The following is a 14408-nucleotide window of genomic DNA, read 5'->3' as shown; positions in this document are numbered from 1 at the left end:
AAGAACCGAGAATTATAGTTTCCAGATCATCAACAATTTAACAAGCCAACAATTTAGCAATTTAACCGTGTCCGGTATCTACTTACATATTCCTTTCTGCAAACAGGCCTGCCATTACTGCGATTTCCACTTCAGCACCTCAATGGGCACTAAGGAGAAAACCATACAAGCCATTGCACAGGAGCTCGAACTCAGAAAAGATTACCTGCAAGGCCAGAAAGTGAAAACGATCTATTTTGGTGGCGGCACACCATCGCTACTCACGCAACCCGAATTACAGCTTTTGCTACAAACTATAAAAAGACTGTTTATAGTTTCGGATGATGCGGAAATTACCCTGGAAGCCAACCCCGACGACCTGAAACCGGAGAAACTACAGGAGCTGAAAGCCGCCGGCATTAACCGCTTAAGTATAGGACTACAGAGCTTTCATGAGCCGCACCTACGCATGATGAACCGCGCCCATAACGCTACTGAAAGCCTGCAATGCGTAAAAGATGCCCAGGCAGCTGGTTTTGACAACATTACTGTAGATCTGATCTATGGTATTCCGGCCCCGGACCACAGCATTTGGCTGCAGGATTTAGGAACACTTTTCTCGCTGAACGTGCAGCATGTTTCCTGCTATGCTCTAACGATAGAACCCGACACGGCGCTGGGCCGCTGGAGCAAAAAGGGTAAGTTCAAACCATCGGAAGACGATTTTACAGCGCAGCAATTTGAGATTTTACTGGAACAGATGGCGCAGCATGGTTTTGTGCAGTACGAGATCTCCAACTTCTGCAAGCCAGGTTATGAATCGAAGCACAACGGCAACTACTGGCGCGGCGTGCATTACCTGGGCGTGGGGCCGAGCGCGCACTCGTTTAACGGCAACAGCAGGCAGTACAATGTGGCCAACAACCGCAAGTACATCGATGCTATAGCCCAGCAAACGATACCTGCCGAAGTAGAAGAACTAACTATAACCGACCAGGCCAACGATTACCTGCTAACCACGCTCCGCACTACCTGGGGCTGCGACTTAACCCGAATGCGCAACGTATATAAATATGATGTGCAGACAACGCACCACTTGTACCTGCAGGAGCTTCAGCAAAAAGAACTGGCTCATATAGTTGATGATGTACTGTACCTTACCGACAAGGGCAAGCTGCTGGCCGACCAGATCACGCTGGACCTGATGGCTGATTAACACTACATATATCCTGTATTATATCTGGCATTTCTAATCTTATAGTTTCTATTCACCGTATGCCTGAATTGCTATAATGCCATCACCCCGATTGTTTGACTGCTCATGCCAACGCTTCAACTTACTATAATCTATGAGTCTGATGACTTTAAGATAGAAGCCGATGACAGGCTCGCATTTATACGCACGGAATGGTTGCGCCCTCTTACCGATGAGCAATTTGTAGTTGAAACCATGCGGGCGCATGTTTTTATTTCCCAACGCAAGGCCGAGAAAGTGCTTGTTAATGCAAAACAGGTGTCGGTGCTGGAACCCAAAACAAAAGACTGGCTTTCTAACACTTATTACAAACTCTTCTCCCACACTGCTCTTAAAAAAATGGCCCGTGTTATGCCCGATAACCTGTTCAAGAAGCTGGCGCTGGCGTCGGTGGTGGCCAGGGCAGATGCCACAGGCGATATTTCGTATGAGATTCAGGATTTTGCCTCGGAAGAAGAAGCAGTTAGCTGGCTGCTGGAAGAGGAATAACTGGCATACTTTTTCCGGATAGCAAGGTTAGGCTTTCCAGATTTTAGCTTATACTTGCTAAAAGCCTGCACATCAAACTATGGAAGCTACCATCACCTACCACGATCAAGTTTATAGTTACGATCCCCTGAAACCGCTGGACATTTCGATGCCACTGCACGACCGACAGTTGCAACCAGAGTGTTTCTGGGCCGAGCCCGTTGCTTTTGATGTGATCCGGGTTGGAAATTTTGTAGGCTCTGTGGCTGACGGTGGCAGCACTAACTATAAGCGTGTGCACATAACCCCGCACGGCAACGGCACCCACACCGAGTGCTACGGCCATATCTCCGCAGATGAGCACGCCACCATCCACAACTGCCTGAAACGTTTCTTATTTGTAGCCAAACTCATAACGATAGCTCCACAAAAACAGGAAAATGGTGATGAAGTAGTGCTGCTGGAAGATGTACGAGAACAGCTACAAGGCATAAAATGTGAGGCTGTTATACTTCGCACTTTGCCTAATACTGACGACAAACTCACCCGCCACTATTCCGGTATCAATCCGCCTTACTTAGAGCATACTATAGGCCAGTACTTAGCCGAGAAAGGTGTGCAGCACTTGCTATTGGACCTGCCATCTGTAGATCGTGAACTGGACGAAGGCAAGCTTTTATGCCACCATGCGTTCTGGCAATACCCAAAGAATACCCGCTGTGGCGCAACTATAACCGAACTCATTTATGTACCGGAACATATCTCCGATGGCTTGTATTTACTGAACCTGCAGATTGCCAGCTTGCAGTTAGATGCCAGCCCTAGCAAGCCTGTGATCTATAGTTTGTCACCGGTGTTTCCGCAACTATAGTTTAGGCTATGGCCCAGATTACCGACACCATCCTGATGATCGAGCCGACCAACTTTTGCTACAACCCGGATGCGGCCGAAACAAACAAATTTCAGAAGCAGGTAGCAGGATTAACCCCAGCAGAAGTTCAGGCCAGGGCATTGCAAGAGTTCCGGCAGATGGTGCAGCAGCTACAGAAAGTGGGTGTTGATGTGAATGTGATCCTCGATGTAGAAAACTCCTGCACTCCGGATTCTATCTTTCCGAACAACTGGTTTACCTCACATCAAAGCAGCCAGTTGGTAACGTACCCGATGGCACCTGTTAACCGCCGGGCCGAGCGACGCCAGGATGTTATCGATCTGCTGATGCAGAAGTATGGCTACAGAGAACACATAAAGCTGGAGTATTTTGAGAATCTACCAGATCCAAAGTTTCTGGAAGGCACCGGAAGCATGATCCTGGACAGGGAGAACAGAATCGCCTACGCCGCTTTATCGCCACGCACAGAATTAGAACCGCTACAGGAGTTTTGTGATAAACTAAACTATAGGCCAGTTACCTTTCGCGCTTATGGTCCCACAGGAGAGCTTATATACCACACCAATGTTATGATGTGCTTAGGGGAAACCTTTGCTATAGTTGGGATGGATGTGGTGGATGATCAGGACCGTGAAAAGCTACGCCAGCAACTGGAAAGCACAGGAAAAGAAATCATCGAATTGACAGCCGACCAAACGCACCACCATTTTGCCGGTAACATGCTGCAGTTGCGTGATAAGCAAAACGAAACGATACTGGTGATGTCTGAGGCCGCTTATCGTTCACTTACAGATGATCAGCTCGCTACACTCAGAAAACACAACGATCACCTGCTATATTTCCCGATTCACCTGATCGAGCAGTGTGGTGGTGGCAGTGTGCGCTGCATGATCGCGGAGCTATTTAAGCCGGAGAAACACTAAATGGCTGGCATTCGGATACGTGCATTATCGCCCACAGAGCAACCACCCATGCACCTGCTTTTACTCGCCGATCCCAGCGAAGAGCTCGTACTTTCATATCTCCATAAAAGCCGGATTTTTGTGGCAGAAAAGGCGGGAACAATAGTTGGTGTGCTGGTACTGCAGCCACAAGGTCAGCAAGCCGAGATTATGAACATAGCTGTTGCAGAACAGCAGCAAGGCCAAGGCATAGGACGCTTGTTGCTGAAGCATGCTATTATGCAGGCCAGCAAGCAAAAAATAAAACAGTTGGTCGTGTGTACCGGCAACAGCTCCTTACCTGCTTTGTCACTTTATCAGGGTTGTGGCTTTAGTGTAGTAAGCATAGACGAAGGTTATTTTCTAAGAGCATATCCGGAACCGATCTTCGAAAATGGCTTACCGTGCACCGATAGAATAAAGTTAAGGCTGGAGCTTTAGCCCCAGCCTTCAGGTAGTTTAGTTGTTTGTAAGGGTGTTGTTTCTAAAATAAAGCCTCTGCCACTTTCCTGACAGATTCTGATTTGCCCATAGAGTAGTAGTGCAGACACGGCACGCCAAAGTCCATTAGCTCTTTCGATTGTTTGATAGCCCATTCTACGCCTACTTGTGCTGCGGCTTTGTTATCCGAGCATTCTTCAATGGCATCAGCCAGCTCACATGGTATTTCGATGTGGAACAGGCTTGGCAGTAAGGTCAGCTGCGATTTTGTGGTCATTGGCTTCAGGCCCGGAATGATCGGCACAGTAATCCCTTCCTCACGGCAGCGTTTCACAAAATCAAAATATTTCTGGTTATCAAAGAACATCTGCGTTACAATGTACTCCGCGCCCAACTCAACCTTCTTTTTCAGCCAACGCAGGTCCGATTTATGGTTTGGTGCTTCGAAGTGCTTCTCCGGGTACCCAGCGACGCCAATACAGAAATCCGTTGGGTTATGGAAGGTCTGTTCATCATCCAGGTAGCGTCCGCAGTTCATATCCACCACCTGCCCGATAAGCTCTGTTGCATAATTATGTCCGCCTGGTTCCGGCACAAAGCGTTGCTCGCTTTTTACGCAATCGCCACGCAGTACCAGCACGTTATCAATGCCCAGAAAGTGTAGATCTATCAGCGCATTCTCGGTTTCCTCTTTGTTAAAGCCCCCGCAGATCAGGTGAGGCACCGTGTCTACTTTATAGTTGTTCTGGATAGCCGCGCAAATACCTACCGTGCCTGGGCGCTTACGTGTCGTGCGTTTCTCCAACAGGCCGTTCTCCCGCTGCTTGTACACATACTCTTCGCGGTGATAGGTCACATCTATAAACGGCGGATTAAACTCCATTAAAGGGTCGATGTGGCTGAACAGGGTCTTCATGTTTTCGCCCTTCAGCGGTGGTAGTATTTCAAAAGTGAACAGCGTTTTGCCGTTAGCATTCCTGAAGTGGTCTGTTACTTTCAATTTATAGGTAAATTGTTAGATGGTTTAATTGTTAAATGGTTGGGTTAGCAACACTAGGTCCAACCACCCCTAACCCCTCCTTATCCAAGGCGGGGAATTTTCTGTCTTTACTATAGTTAATGCACAAATTTTATAGCCACTGCTTACCCCCTTCACTCAAGACCCTTTCAGGATGACAGGATAAAATGGAGGTAAAAGCTCCCCTCCTTAGCTAAGGAGGGGCAGGGGTGGTTAGAATTACACTGTCTGTGGTACTACCGGCTTCGGCTCATAGTTTAGATTTGGCGACAGCCAGCGCTCCAGCTCTTCTTTTGGCATACCTTTACGCTGCGCGATGTCAGCAACCTGGTCTTCGCCTATTTTACCTAAACCAAAATAGCGCGACTCCGGATGCGAGAAGTATAAACCACTCACCGAAGCAGCCGGGTACATGGCCAGGTTCTCGGTAAGTATCACGCCTGATGTTCTTTCAGCATCCAGCAGGTTAAACAGTGTGATCTTCTCGGTATGGTCCGGGCAGCCCGGGTAACCTGGAGCCGGACGAATACCTTTATAGCTTTCCTTGATCAGATCTTCGTTGGTGAGGTTCTCATCTGGTGCGTAGCCCCATAGTTCCTTGCGCACCTTCTCGTGCATCAATTCTGCAAAGGCTTCGGCCAGGCGGTCGGCCAGGGCTTTCACCATAATAGATTTATAGTCGTCGTGCTCGGCTTCATACTGTTCCAGCAATTTCTCTATGCCAAAACCAGCCGATACTACAAACCCACCAATGTAGTCCTGCACGCCGGTTTCCTTCGGCGCCACAAAATCCGAGAAGGCCAGGTTTGGCACGTTTGCACCTTTCTTACCCTGCTGTCTTAGTGTATGAAACTCCGTCAGTACGTTTTCACGTGAATCATCCGCATAAACTTCTATGGTATCATCAGCTTCCACGTTGGCCGGATAGAAACCAACTATAGCACGCGCCTCCAGCAATTGCTTGTCCACAATTTCCTGCAGCATCGCCTGCGCATCGTTAAACAGCTTGGTTGCTTCTGTTCCTAGTTCCGGGTCGTTCAGGATTTTCGGATATTGGCGCTTTAATTCCCAGGTATGAAAGAAAGGTGTCCAGTCGATGTAAGGCACGATCTCTGATAGCGGATAATTGTTGAACACCTTGTTGCCGATGAAGCTTGGCTGTGTAGGCTGTGTAGAGTTCCAGTCTACTTTATACTTGTTGGCGCGAGCTTCTGCTATAGTTGCAAAGGCACGCTCTTTATTCCGCCCCAGGTGGTCTTCGCGTAACTTCTGATATTCTGCTTTGATTTCGGCAATGTAGCTGTCGCGGTTACTGCTGAGCAAGCTGCTGACTACAGTTACACTTCTGGATGCATCGTGCACGTGTACTACCGGACCACTGTACTGTGGCGCTATCTTAACAGCTGTGTGTACCCTGGAAGTTGTAGCTCCACCAATCAGCAACGGAATTTTCATACCGCGGCGCTCCATTTCATGTGCCACATACGTCATCTCATCCAACGATGGCGTGATCAGCCCGCTTAGGCCAATAATATTCACTTGCTGCGCTTCTGCTTCAGCCAGGATCTTATCCAGCTGCACCATCACACCCAGGTCTATTACTTCATAGTTGTTACAGGCCAGCACTACGCCTACAATGTTCTTCCCGATGTCGTGTACGTCGCCTTTAACGGTTGCCATCAAAATCTTACCCTGTGCAGAAGTAGAAGAACCTGCTTTTTCTGCTTCCATGAACGGCAACAAATAAGCCACCGACTTCTTCATTACGCGGGCACTCTTCACGACCTGCGGCAAAAACATCTTTCCGGAGCCAAACAAATCGCCCACCACCGACATACCAGCCATCAACGGACCTTCGATCACATCCAGCGTTTTAGTTGCTTTCTGACGGGCTTCTTCTGTATCTTCCTCAATGTAGTCAACTATACCTTTCACCAACGCATGCTTCAGGCGCTCTTCTACCGGCTCATTGCGCCAGGCATTATCAGCAACAGTAGCAGTTTTTCCTTTGCCTTTTATAGTTTCAGCATAAACAACCAGCTTTTCGGTAGCATCCGGGTGACGGTTAAAGATCACATCTTCGATCAGGTCACGCAGCTCGGTTGGTATTTCGCTGTACACGCCTAACATGCCGGCATTTACAATACCCATGTCCATACCAGCCTGCACAGCATAGTATAAGAACACAGTATGCATCGCCTCGCGCACTACATCGTTGCCCCGGAACGAGAACGACAGGTTACTTACCCCACCACTTACCTGTGCATGCGGCAGGTTAGCTTTTATCCATTTTACTACCTCAATATAATCTACTGCATAGTTATTGTGCTCCTCAATACCGGTAGCAATAGCCAGAATGTTCGGGTCAAAAATAATGTCTTGCGGCGGGAAGCCCACTTCATCTACCAGTATGCGATAAGAGCGTTCGCAAATCTCTTTTCTGCGCTCCAGTGTATCGGCCTGGCCTGTTTCGTCAAAAGCCATTACAACCACGGCGGCACCGTACTGGCGTACCTTGCGGGCAAGTTTCTTAAAGGCTTCTTCGCCTTCTTTTAAACTGATGGAGTTAACTATAGATTTGCCCTGCACACATTTTAAACCAGCCTCGATAACGCTCCACTTCGAAGAGTCAATCATGATAGGTAGTTTGGCAATTTCAGGCTCAGATGCGATCAGGTTGAGGAAGTTGGTCATGGCCTGCTCAGAATCCAGCATGCCTTCGTCCATGTTCACGTCGATGATCTGCGCCCCACCTTCTACCTGCTGGCGGGCAACGGCAAGCGCCTCTTCAAACTTTTCGCCAACTATAAGGCGGGCAAACATTTTGGAACCGGTAACGTTCGTGCGCTCGCCGACATTCACAAAAAGGGTATCAGAAGTTATAGTTAAAGGCTCGAGGCCGCTGTAGCGTGGGAGTGGGGCTACCGGAGAAGGAACGTGCGGTTTATACTTTTGTACCAGATCAGCGATTACTTTCACGTGTACTGGTGTCGTACCACAACAACCACCCAAAATGTTAACCAGTCCTTCTTTCAGGTATTCTTCCACTATAGCTCCCATTTGCTCGGCTGTCTCATCATATCCACCAAAAGCGTTTGGCAGGCCGGCATTCGGGTAAGCACTTATGTAGCAGTCAGAGATGCGCGCAAGCTCTTGAATATGTGTTTTTAACTGGCGTGCGCCCAGAGCACAGTTAAATCCTACGCTCAATATCGGCGCATGTGAGATAGAATTCCAGAAAGCCTCTACAGTTTGGCCCGACAGGGTGCGGCCGCTGGCATCGGTTATAGTTCCGGATACCATGATTGGAAGCTCCTTGCCGCCATCGTTTACAAACTGCTGTATGGCAAAAAGGGCAGCTTTACAGTTGAGCGTATCAAATACAGTTTCTACTAAGAGTAAATCTGCACCACCATCTACCAGCCCGCGCACCTGCTCATAATAGGCTTCCACCAATTGGTCGAACGTAATAGCACGGTAGCCTGGGTTGTTTACATCCGGAGAAAGCGAAGCGGTACGGTTAGTTGGCCCAATGGCGCCCGCCACAAAGCGCTTATGAGAAGGATCTTTTGCTTCTATTTCGTCAGCCGCTTCACGGGCTATCTTCGCCGATTCGTAGTTAAGCTCATAAACAAGGTGCTCCAGGTGGTAATCCGCCATGGCTATAGTTGTAGAGCTAAAGGTATTGGTCTCTATAATATCAGCACCTGCTTCCAAGTACTCGGAATGAATGTTCTTGATGATATCCGGGCGTGTGATCGATAAAAGGTCGTTATTGCCTTTCAGATCGGAGGGATGATCTTTGAAACGCTCGCCACGAAAATCGGCTTCTGTGAGCTTATAACGCTGGATCATGGTGCCCATGGCGCCGTCCAGGACCAGTACTCGCTCTTTCAGTAAATTGTAAATGGGATGGTTGTTCTTCTTCATGATGGTTTCCTTCTCTCGCTTGCGTTTTACTACCGCTCATCAAGAAAGGACACCCGAAGTGAAGGATGGACTATCTTATCTTTTCCGGATAGCATGCTTCCGGAAGGGAATTAGCACCAAGTTTGCCAAGGTTGCTAAGACGTCACAGGGCCCTTTCCCTCGGTCTTTCTTGATAAGAAGCTGCAAGTTACTACACTTATCGGCAAAATGCGAACTTTTGTTTCATTAGAAAATAACTATAGTTGCAAGTTTGCCTTGCTGTTGCCTTTAAAGCAGAAAAGGACACATTAAGTGTCCCTTTCCTAAAAGAGTTTAATTGTATTAACTATAACTCTTTCTGTTTATTTATACGCAGCCTGCAGGCTATAGTTTAGGCTTTGTTCTGAAAATAAAAAAAGGGATGCTTTTGGGCATCCCTTTCGTTTCTGTGTAGCAAGAATTAAGCTTCAGCTTCTACTCTTGGAATTACAGATACGTAAGAACGGTTTTTCTTACCTTTTCTGAATTCTACAACACCATCAACCAGTGCAAACAGGGTGTGGTCTTTGCCCATACCTACGTTTGCGCTTGGGTGGTGCGCTGTACCTCTTTGTCTTACAATGATGTTACCAGCGATGATATCCTGGCCACCATAAATCTTAACACCCAGTCGTTTTGAGTGCGACTCACGACCGTTGTTAGAACTACCAGCTCCTTTTTTGTGTGCCATTTTATTTTACTATTTACTCAGGCCTTAGCCCGAAATGGTTCTACGATAAATTTCCTCTTACTGCTTATCCAATGCTCTCGATCAGAACTTTAGTATAGTGCGAACGGTGACCGATCGTTTTTCTATACCCTTTTCTTCTCTTCTTCTTGAAAATACGGATTTTATCGCCTTTCACGTTGCCAAGGATTTTACCAACCACTTTAACACCGCTTACGAAAGGAGCACCAAGTGTGATGGTTCCGTTATCGTCTGTAAGAAGAACATTGGCGAACTCAACGGCGTCACCTTCATTGCCGGAAAGCTTGTTAGCGTAGATGAACTTACCGCTCTCTACTTTGGTCTGTTGACCTGCGATTTCTACAATTGCGTACATCAGCTTCAATGTATGTTTAAAATTTAGTCTGCAAAAGTACGGCGCTTATATCAAATATGCAAACACTTGTAATTTAAAATGTTCCGCAACTATAGTTGCAGTTGTACACACTGTGGATAACCATGTTGAAATACACACCCCAAAATATTTACCACTGTTAAAAAGCCACTCAACTATAAGAATACCAACTTCTTATACAAAAACAATCTTAAACCCGTTTTCCACAACCAAGCCACTCAGCAGTAACATCAGATGAAGCAACTCCGGAATTTAGCCAGGATATTTGCACTACTCCGCCTCCTGAATTGCACACATTACGTGGATACGCAATTTTCACCAATAAAACACTGCACTTAAACTATATTTTGTAGATAAATTACAACATATCGCCTATAAAATATAGTAAAATAACTATGTTAATAACGATGTGAATTAGATCGCAACCAACAAATAATCAACCACTTAAACATTTGTGCATAAATTGAACAACTTTGCCGGCTGAATCTAAGTTCATTTGTCTATATTTGAACTCAAGATATTACCGGGCGCCAACGGGCACCCGTCAAAACAAAAGTAATTACGGGGTGTTTTCTAAGCTGACCGAACTGGTTACTTACCCCTTCAATCAATAAAACACTTATTTAAAGATTATGGAGCCAATACTGCAAGAGAACCCTAACCGTTTTGTACTGTTCCCGATTCAGCACGACGAAGTGTGGCAGATGTATAAGAAAGCTGAAGCCAGTTTCTGGACTGCCGAGGAAATAGACCTGGGGCAGGACCTGAAAGACTGGGAGAATCTGAATGATGGCGAACGCCACTTCATCAGCCACGTACTGGCTTTCTTTGCTGCATCAGACGGTATCGTGAACGAGAACCTGGCTGTAAACTTCATGAACGAAGTACAGATACCGGAAGCACGCTGTTTCTACGGTTTCCAGATCATGATGGAAAACATCCACGCCGAAACATACTCTTTACTGATCGATACTTATGTAAAGAAGCAAAGCGAAAAGGACTTCCTGTTTAATGCGCTTGAAAATGTGCCGGCTGTTGCAAAAAAAGGCGAGTGGGCTCTTAAGTGGATTGAGAGTGAGAACTTTACAGAACGCCTGATCGCTTTTGCAGCTGTGGAAGGTATTTTCTTCTCTGGTTCGTTCTGCTCTATTTTCTGGCTTAAAAAGCGTGGCCTGATGCCGGGCTTAACCTTCTCTAACGAGCTGATCTCCCGCGACGAAGGCCTGCACTGTGATTTCGCCTGCCTGCTGTACTCTATGCTGGTAAATAAACTGCCGGAAGAGCGTGTGCACGAAATTATACGTGATGCTGTAACTATAGAGCAGGAATTTGTAACAGATGCTTTGCCGGTTGACCTGATCGGAATGAACGCCAAACTGATGAGCCAGTACATTGAGTTTGTGGCAGACAGACTGCTTGTATCATTAGGTTACAGCAAGATCTGGAACTCAACAAACCCATTCGACTTTATGGAAATGATCTCGCTACAGGGCAAGACCAACTTCTTCGAGAAGCGTGTAGGCGAGTACCAGAAAGCCGGCGTGCTAAGCGACAAAGACAAAAATGTTTTTTCGCTGGATGAAGATTTTTAATAATATCAGAACTTCTCTATATTTAAGTGGCGAAGGCAGGACAAGCTCCCGCCTTGCCGCTGAATATACTTTCTAATCTTTACCGGCCAGCTACAGAAGTACAGTGTAGTCCGCATTTGTTGGTCAGGTATCAAAAGGTTTTAGCGCCACCTTTGGGATTCTATCCCTACTATATAGTAAAGGCGTTTTGCTTTATTTATAATCTATTGTACTACAACGGCTTATACCTATCATCGTATGAGCTGGCAGTACCTTACACTTTAAAATTCCGGCTTGCGGCACAAGCACAAGCTTATCAATAATATATCTGTTAAAGAACCCGGGCCCTTTAATCCCGCTAATTGTATACTTTATGTTAGTAGTTAAACGAGACGGCCGGCGCGAATCCGTTAAATTCGACAAAATTACAGCTCGTATCGAGAAGCTGTGCTATGGTTTAAATACCGATTATGTGTCGCCGATTGAGGTGGCCAAGAAGGTAATTGATGGTATTTATGATGGCGTAACAACCGTGGAGCTGGATAACCTGGCGGCAGAAACAGCTGCTTCGCTTACCACCAAGCATCCGGACTATGCTACGTTGGCAGCACGCATTGCAATCTCTAACCTGCACAAGGTTACCAGCAAGTCTTTCTCTAACACCATGAAGCGCCTGTATACTTACACTGACCCTAAGACCGGTGAAAATGCATCGCTTATTGCAAAGGACATCTACGAGATCATCCGCAAGCACGCAGCCCAGCTGGACTCAACTATCATTTACGACCGCGACTATAACTACGACTACTTTGGTTACAAGACCCTGGAGCGTTCGTACTTACTGCGCCTGGATGGTAAAATAGTGGAGCGCCCGCAGCACATGCTGATGCGTGTAGCTGTTGGTATTCACCGCGATGACATTGACGCCGCTATTGAGACATACAACCTGATGTCGGAGAAGTGGTTTACACATGCTACGCCAACTCTATTTAATGCCGGAACGCCTAAGCCACAGCTTTCTTCATGCTTCCTGCTGGCTATGAAGAACGACAGTATACCAGGCATTTACGATACCCTGAAGCAATGCGCCCAAATTTCGCAGAGTGCCGGTGGTATTGGCCTGAGCATACACAACGTACGTGCTACAGGTTCTTACATCAAAGGCACGAATGGTACATCCAACGGTATCATCCCAATGTTGAAGGTGTTTAACGATACTGCCCGCTATGTAGACCAGGGTGGTGGCAAGCGCAAAGGAGCATTTGCTATTTACCTGGAGCCATGGCATGCTGACATCTTCGATTTCCTGGAACTGAAGAAGAACCACGGTAAAGAAGAAAACCGCGCCCGTGACCTTTTCTATGCCCTCTGGACACCAGACCTGTTTATGAAGCGTGTAGAAGAGAACGGCGACTGGAGCCTGTTCTGCCCGAACGAGGCACCTGGCCTAGCTGAGTGCTGGGGCAAGGATTTTGAGCGCCTGTACGAAAAGTATGAGCGTGAAGGCCGCGCCCGCAAAACAGTAAAAGCGCAGGACCTATGGTTCCATATCCTGGAATCTCAGATTGAGACTGGCACGCCGTACATGCTGTACAAAGACCACGCAAACCGTAAGTCGAACCAGCAGAACCTGGGAACTATAAAGAGCTCAAACCTGTGCACCGAGATTATGGAGTACACCAGCGAAGACGAAGTAGCTGTTTGTAACCTGGCCTCACTGGCACTGCCGCGCTATGTAAAAGAGAACGGCGATCACAAAGTATTCGATCACCAGAAGCTGTTTGATGTAACGTACCATGTTACACACAACCTGAACAAAGTTATTGACATAAACTATTACCCAATACCAGAAGCCAAGAACTCGAACATGCGCCACCGCCCGATCGGTTTAGGTGTACAAGGCCTTGCCGATACGTTTATTGCGCTACGCATGCCGTTTGAGAGCGAAGAAGCAAAGAGACTGAACGAAGACATTTTCGAAACGATCTACTTTGCAGCTATGACAGCTTCTAAAGACCTTGCCAAGCGGGATGGTGCCTACGAGACATTTAAAGGTTCTCCACTCTCAGAGGGCAAGTTCCAGTTTGATATGTGGGGTGTAACGCCAAAGTCGGGCCGTTGGGACTGGGATAGCCTGCGCCAAGAAGTAGTAGAACACGGTGTTCGTAACTCGCTGTTAGTTGCACCTATGCCAACTGCTTCTACTGCTCAGATACTGGGTAACAATGAGTCGTTCGAGCCTTATACTTCAAACATTTACCTGCGCCGTGTGCTATCCGGTGAGTTCATGGTGGTTAACAAGCACCTGCTGAAAGACCTGATCGGCCTGGGTATCTGGAATGATAACATGAAGAACCAGATCATTGCAGCTAATGGCTCGGTACAGGATATTCCGAACATTCCGCAGAACATCAAAGATCTGTATAAAACAGTTTGGGAGATCAGCCAGCGTACAGTGATTGATATGAGTGCCGATCGTGGTGCTTACATCTGCCAGAGCCAGTCGCTGAACCTGCACGTAATGAACGTGAACTTCGGTAAGCTGACCTCGATGCACTTCCATGCCTGGAAGCGTGGCCTGAAAACAGGTATGTATTACCTGCGCACCAAAGCCGCTGTAGACGCTATTAAGTTTACAGTAGAGAAACAAGCCGCTGAAACCCTGCAGCCGGTTTATAACCAACAAGACCAAAACCGCAGCGATATGGCTTGCTCACTGGATAACCCAGACGCTTGCGAAGCTTGCGGATCGTAAATAACTAAAGAAGGAGGACCTAGTGTCCTCCTTCTTCTTTTTCCTTCCTATTATAGTT

General features: G+C 47.1%; 11 protein-coding genes and 1 riboswitch. Of the genes, 7 read left to right on the top strand and 4 right to left on the bottom strand.

Going from position 1 to position 14408, the window contains the following annotated elements; translation table 11 throughout:
• The first annotated feature begins 67 nt into the window (after positions 1-67).
• From hemW to GXP69_RS02025, 5 genes are all read left to right on the top strand, one after another.
• Positions 68-1195, top strand: coding sequence for a radical SAM family heme chaperone HemW (gene hemW / locus GXP69_RS02045; protein ID WP_163911729.1), 1128 nt, complete (start codon positions 68-70; stop codon positions 1193-1195).
• Between the two features lie 105 nt (positions 1196-1300).
• A complete protein-coding gene (locus tag GXP69_RS02040) occupies positions 1301-1723 on the top strand; it encodes a hypothetical protein (protein ID WP_163911726.1) in 423 nt (140 codons plus the stop codon).
• Between the two features lie 79 nt (positions 1724-1802).
• Complete coding sequence (locus tag GXP69_RS02035) at positions 1803-2573, top strand: cyclase family protein (RefSeq protein ID WP_163911723.1); 771 nt, start codon at positions 1803-1805, stop codon at positions 2571-2573.
• An 8-nt stretch (positions 2574-2581) separates the two neighbouring features.
• Positions 2582-3517 carry a citrulline utilization hydrolase CtlX gene (gene ctlX / locus GXP69_RS02030; RefSeq protein ID WP_163911720.1) on the top strand — a complete coding sequence of 312 codons (936 nt, stop codon included), beginning with the start codon at positions 2582-2584 and terminating at the stop codon, positions 3515-3517.
• The gene (locus GXP69_RS02025; RefSeq protein WP_163911717.1) at positions 3518-3976 is read left to right on the top strand and encodes a GNAT family N-acetyltransferase; all 459 of its coding nucleotides are present in this window, start codon (positions 3518-3520) and stop codon (positions 3974-3976) included.
• 43 nt (positions 3977-4019) lie between these two features.
• Here the strand turns inward: GXP69_RS02025 and metF are convergent, their stop codons facing one another.
• The 4 genes from metF to rplU form a co-directional block, all read right to left on the bottom strand.
• Positions 4020-4976, bottom strand: a complete 957-nt coding sequence (metF, locus tag GXP69_RS02020; RefSeq protein WP_163911714.1) for a methylenetetrahydrofolate reductase [NAD(P)H] — start codon at positions 4974-4976, stop codon at positions 4020-4022.
• Between the two features lie 237 nt (positions 4977-5213).
• Positions 5214-8924 carry a methionine synthase gene (gene metH / locus GXP69_RS02015; RefSeq protein ID WP_163911712.1) on the bottom strand — a complete coding sequence of 1237 codons (3711 nt, stop codon included), beginning with the start codon at positions 8922-8924 and terminating at the stop codon, positions 5214-5216.
• A 72-nt stretch (positions 8925-8996) separates the two neighbouring features.
• Positions 8997-9103, bottom strand: a riboswitch (SAM riboswitch).
• A gap of 260 nt (positions 9104-9363) precedes the next feature.
• Positions 9364-9633, bottom strand: a complete 270-nt coding sequence (gene rpmA, locus GXP69_RS02010; RefSeq protein WP_163911710.1) for a 50S ribosomal protein L27 — start codon at positions 9631-9633, stop codon at positions 9364-9366.
• 64 nt (positions 9634-9697) lie between these two features.
• Positions 9698-10006, bottom strand: a complete 309-nt coding sequence (rplU, locus tag GXP69_RS02005; protein ID WP_163911707.1) for a 50S ribosomal protein L21 — start codon at positions 10004-10006, stop codon at positions 9698-9700.
• 650 nt (positions 10007-10656) lie between these two features.
• On the opposite strand from rplU, the gene GXP69_RS02000 reads away from it, so the two are divergent.
• Both GXP69_RS02000 and GXP69_RS01995 read left to right on the top strand, forming a co-directional pair.
• Positions 10657-11616, top strand: a complete 960-nt coding sequence (locus GXP69_RS02000) for a ribonucleoside-diphosphate reductase small subunit (RefSeq protein WP_163911705.1) — start codon at positions 10657-10659, stop codon at positions 11614-11616.
• 352 nt (positions 11617-11968) lie between these two features.
• Positions 11969-14350, top strand: coding sequence for a ribonucleoside-diphosphate reductase subunit alpha (locus GXP69_RS01995; protein WP_163911702.1), 2382 nt, complete (start codon positions 11969-11971; stop codon positions 14348-14350).
• Positions 14351-14408: the final 58 nt, after the last annotated feature.

This window comes from Pontibacter burrus (assembly GCF_010686685.1).
In the GTDB taxonomy this organism is placed as follows: domain Bacteria; phylum Bacteroidota; class Bacteroidia; order Cytophagales; family Hymenobacteraceae; genus Pontibacter; species Pontibacter burrus.
This window is presented reverse-complemented; position numbering and strand designations above follow the sequence as displayed.

Bases quoted from the DNA above. Each gene is read 5' to 3' on its own strand.
- GXP69_RS02040 (WP_163911726.1), top strand. From the start codon at position 1,301: ATGCCAACGCTTCAACTTACTATAATCTATGAGTCTGATGACTTTAAG.
- GXP69_RS02035 (WP_163911723.1), top strand. From the start codon at position 1,803: ATGGAAGCTACCATCACCTACCACGATCAAGTTTATAGTTACGATCCC.
- ctlX (WP_163911720.1), top strand. From the start codon at position 2,582: ATGGCCCAGATTACCGACACCATCCTGATGATCGAGCCGACCAACTTT.
- GXP69_RS02025 (WP_163911717.1), top strand. From the start codon at position 3,518: ATGGCTGGCATTCGGATACGTGCATTATCGCCCACAGAGCAACCACCC.
- metH (WP_163911712.1), bottom strand. From the start codon at position 8,924: ATGAAGAAGAACAACCATCCCATTTACAATTTACTGAAAGAGCGAGTA.
- rpmA (WP_163911710.1), bottom strand. From the start codon at position 9,633: ATGGCACACAAAAAAGGAGCTGGTAGTTCTAACAACGGTCGTGAGTCG.
- rplU (WP_163911707.1), bottom strand. From the start codon at position 10,006: ATGTACGCAATTGTAGAAATCGCAGGTCAACAGACCAAAGTAGAGAGC.
- GXP69_RS02000 (WP_163911705.1), top strand. From the start codon at position 10,657: ATGGAGCCAATACTGCAAGAGAACCCTAACCGTTTTGTACTGTTCCCG.
- GXP69_RS01995 (WP_163911702.1), top strand. From the start codon at position 11,969: ATGTTAGTAGTTAAACGAGACGGCCGGCGCGAATCCGTTAAATTCGAC.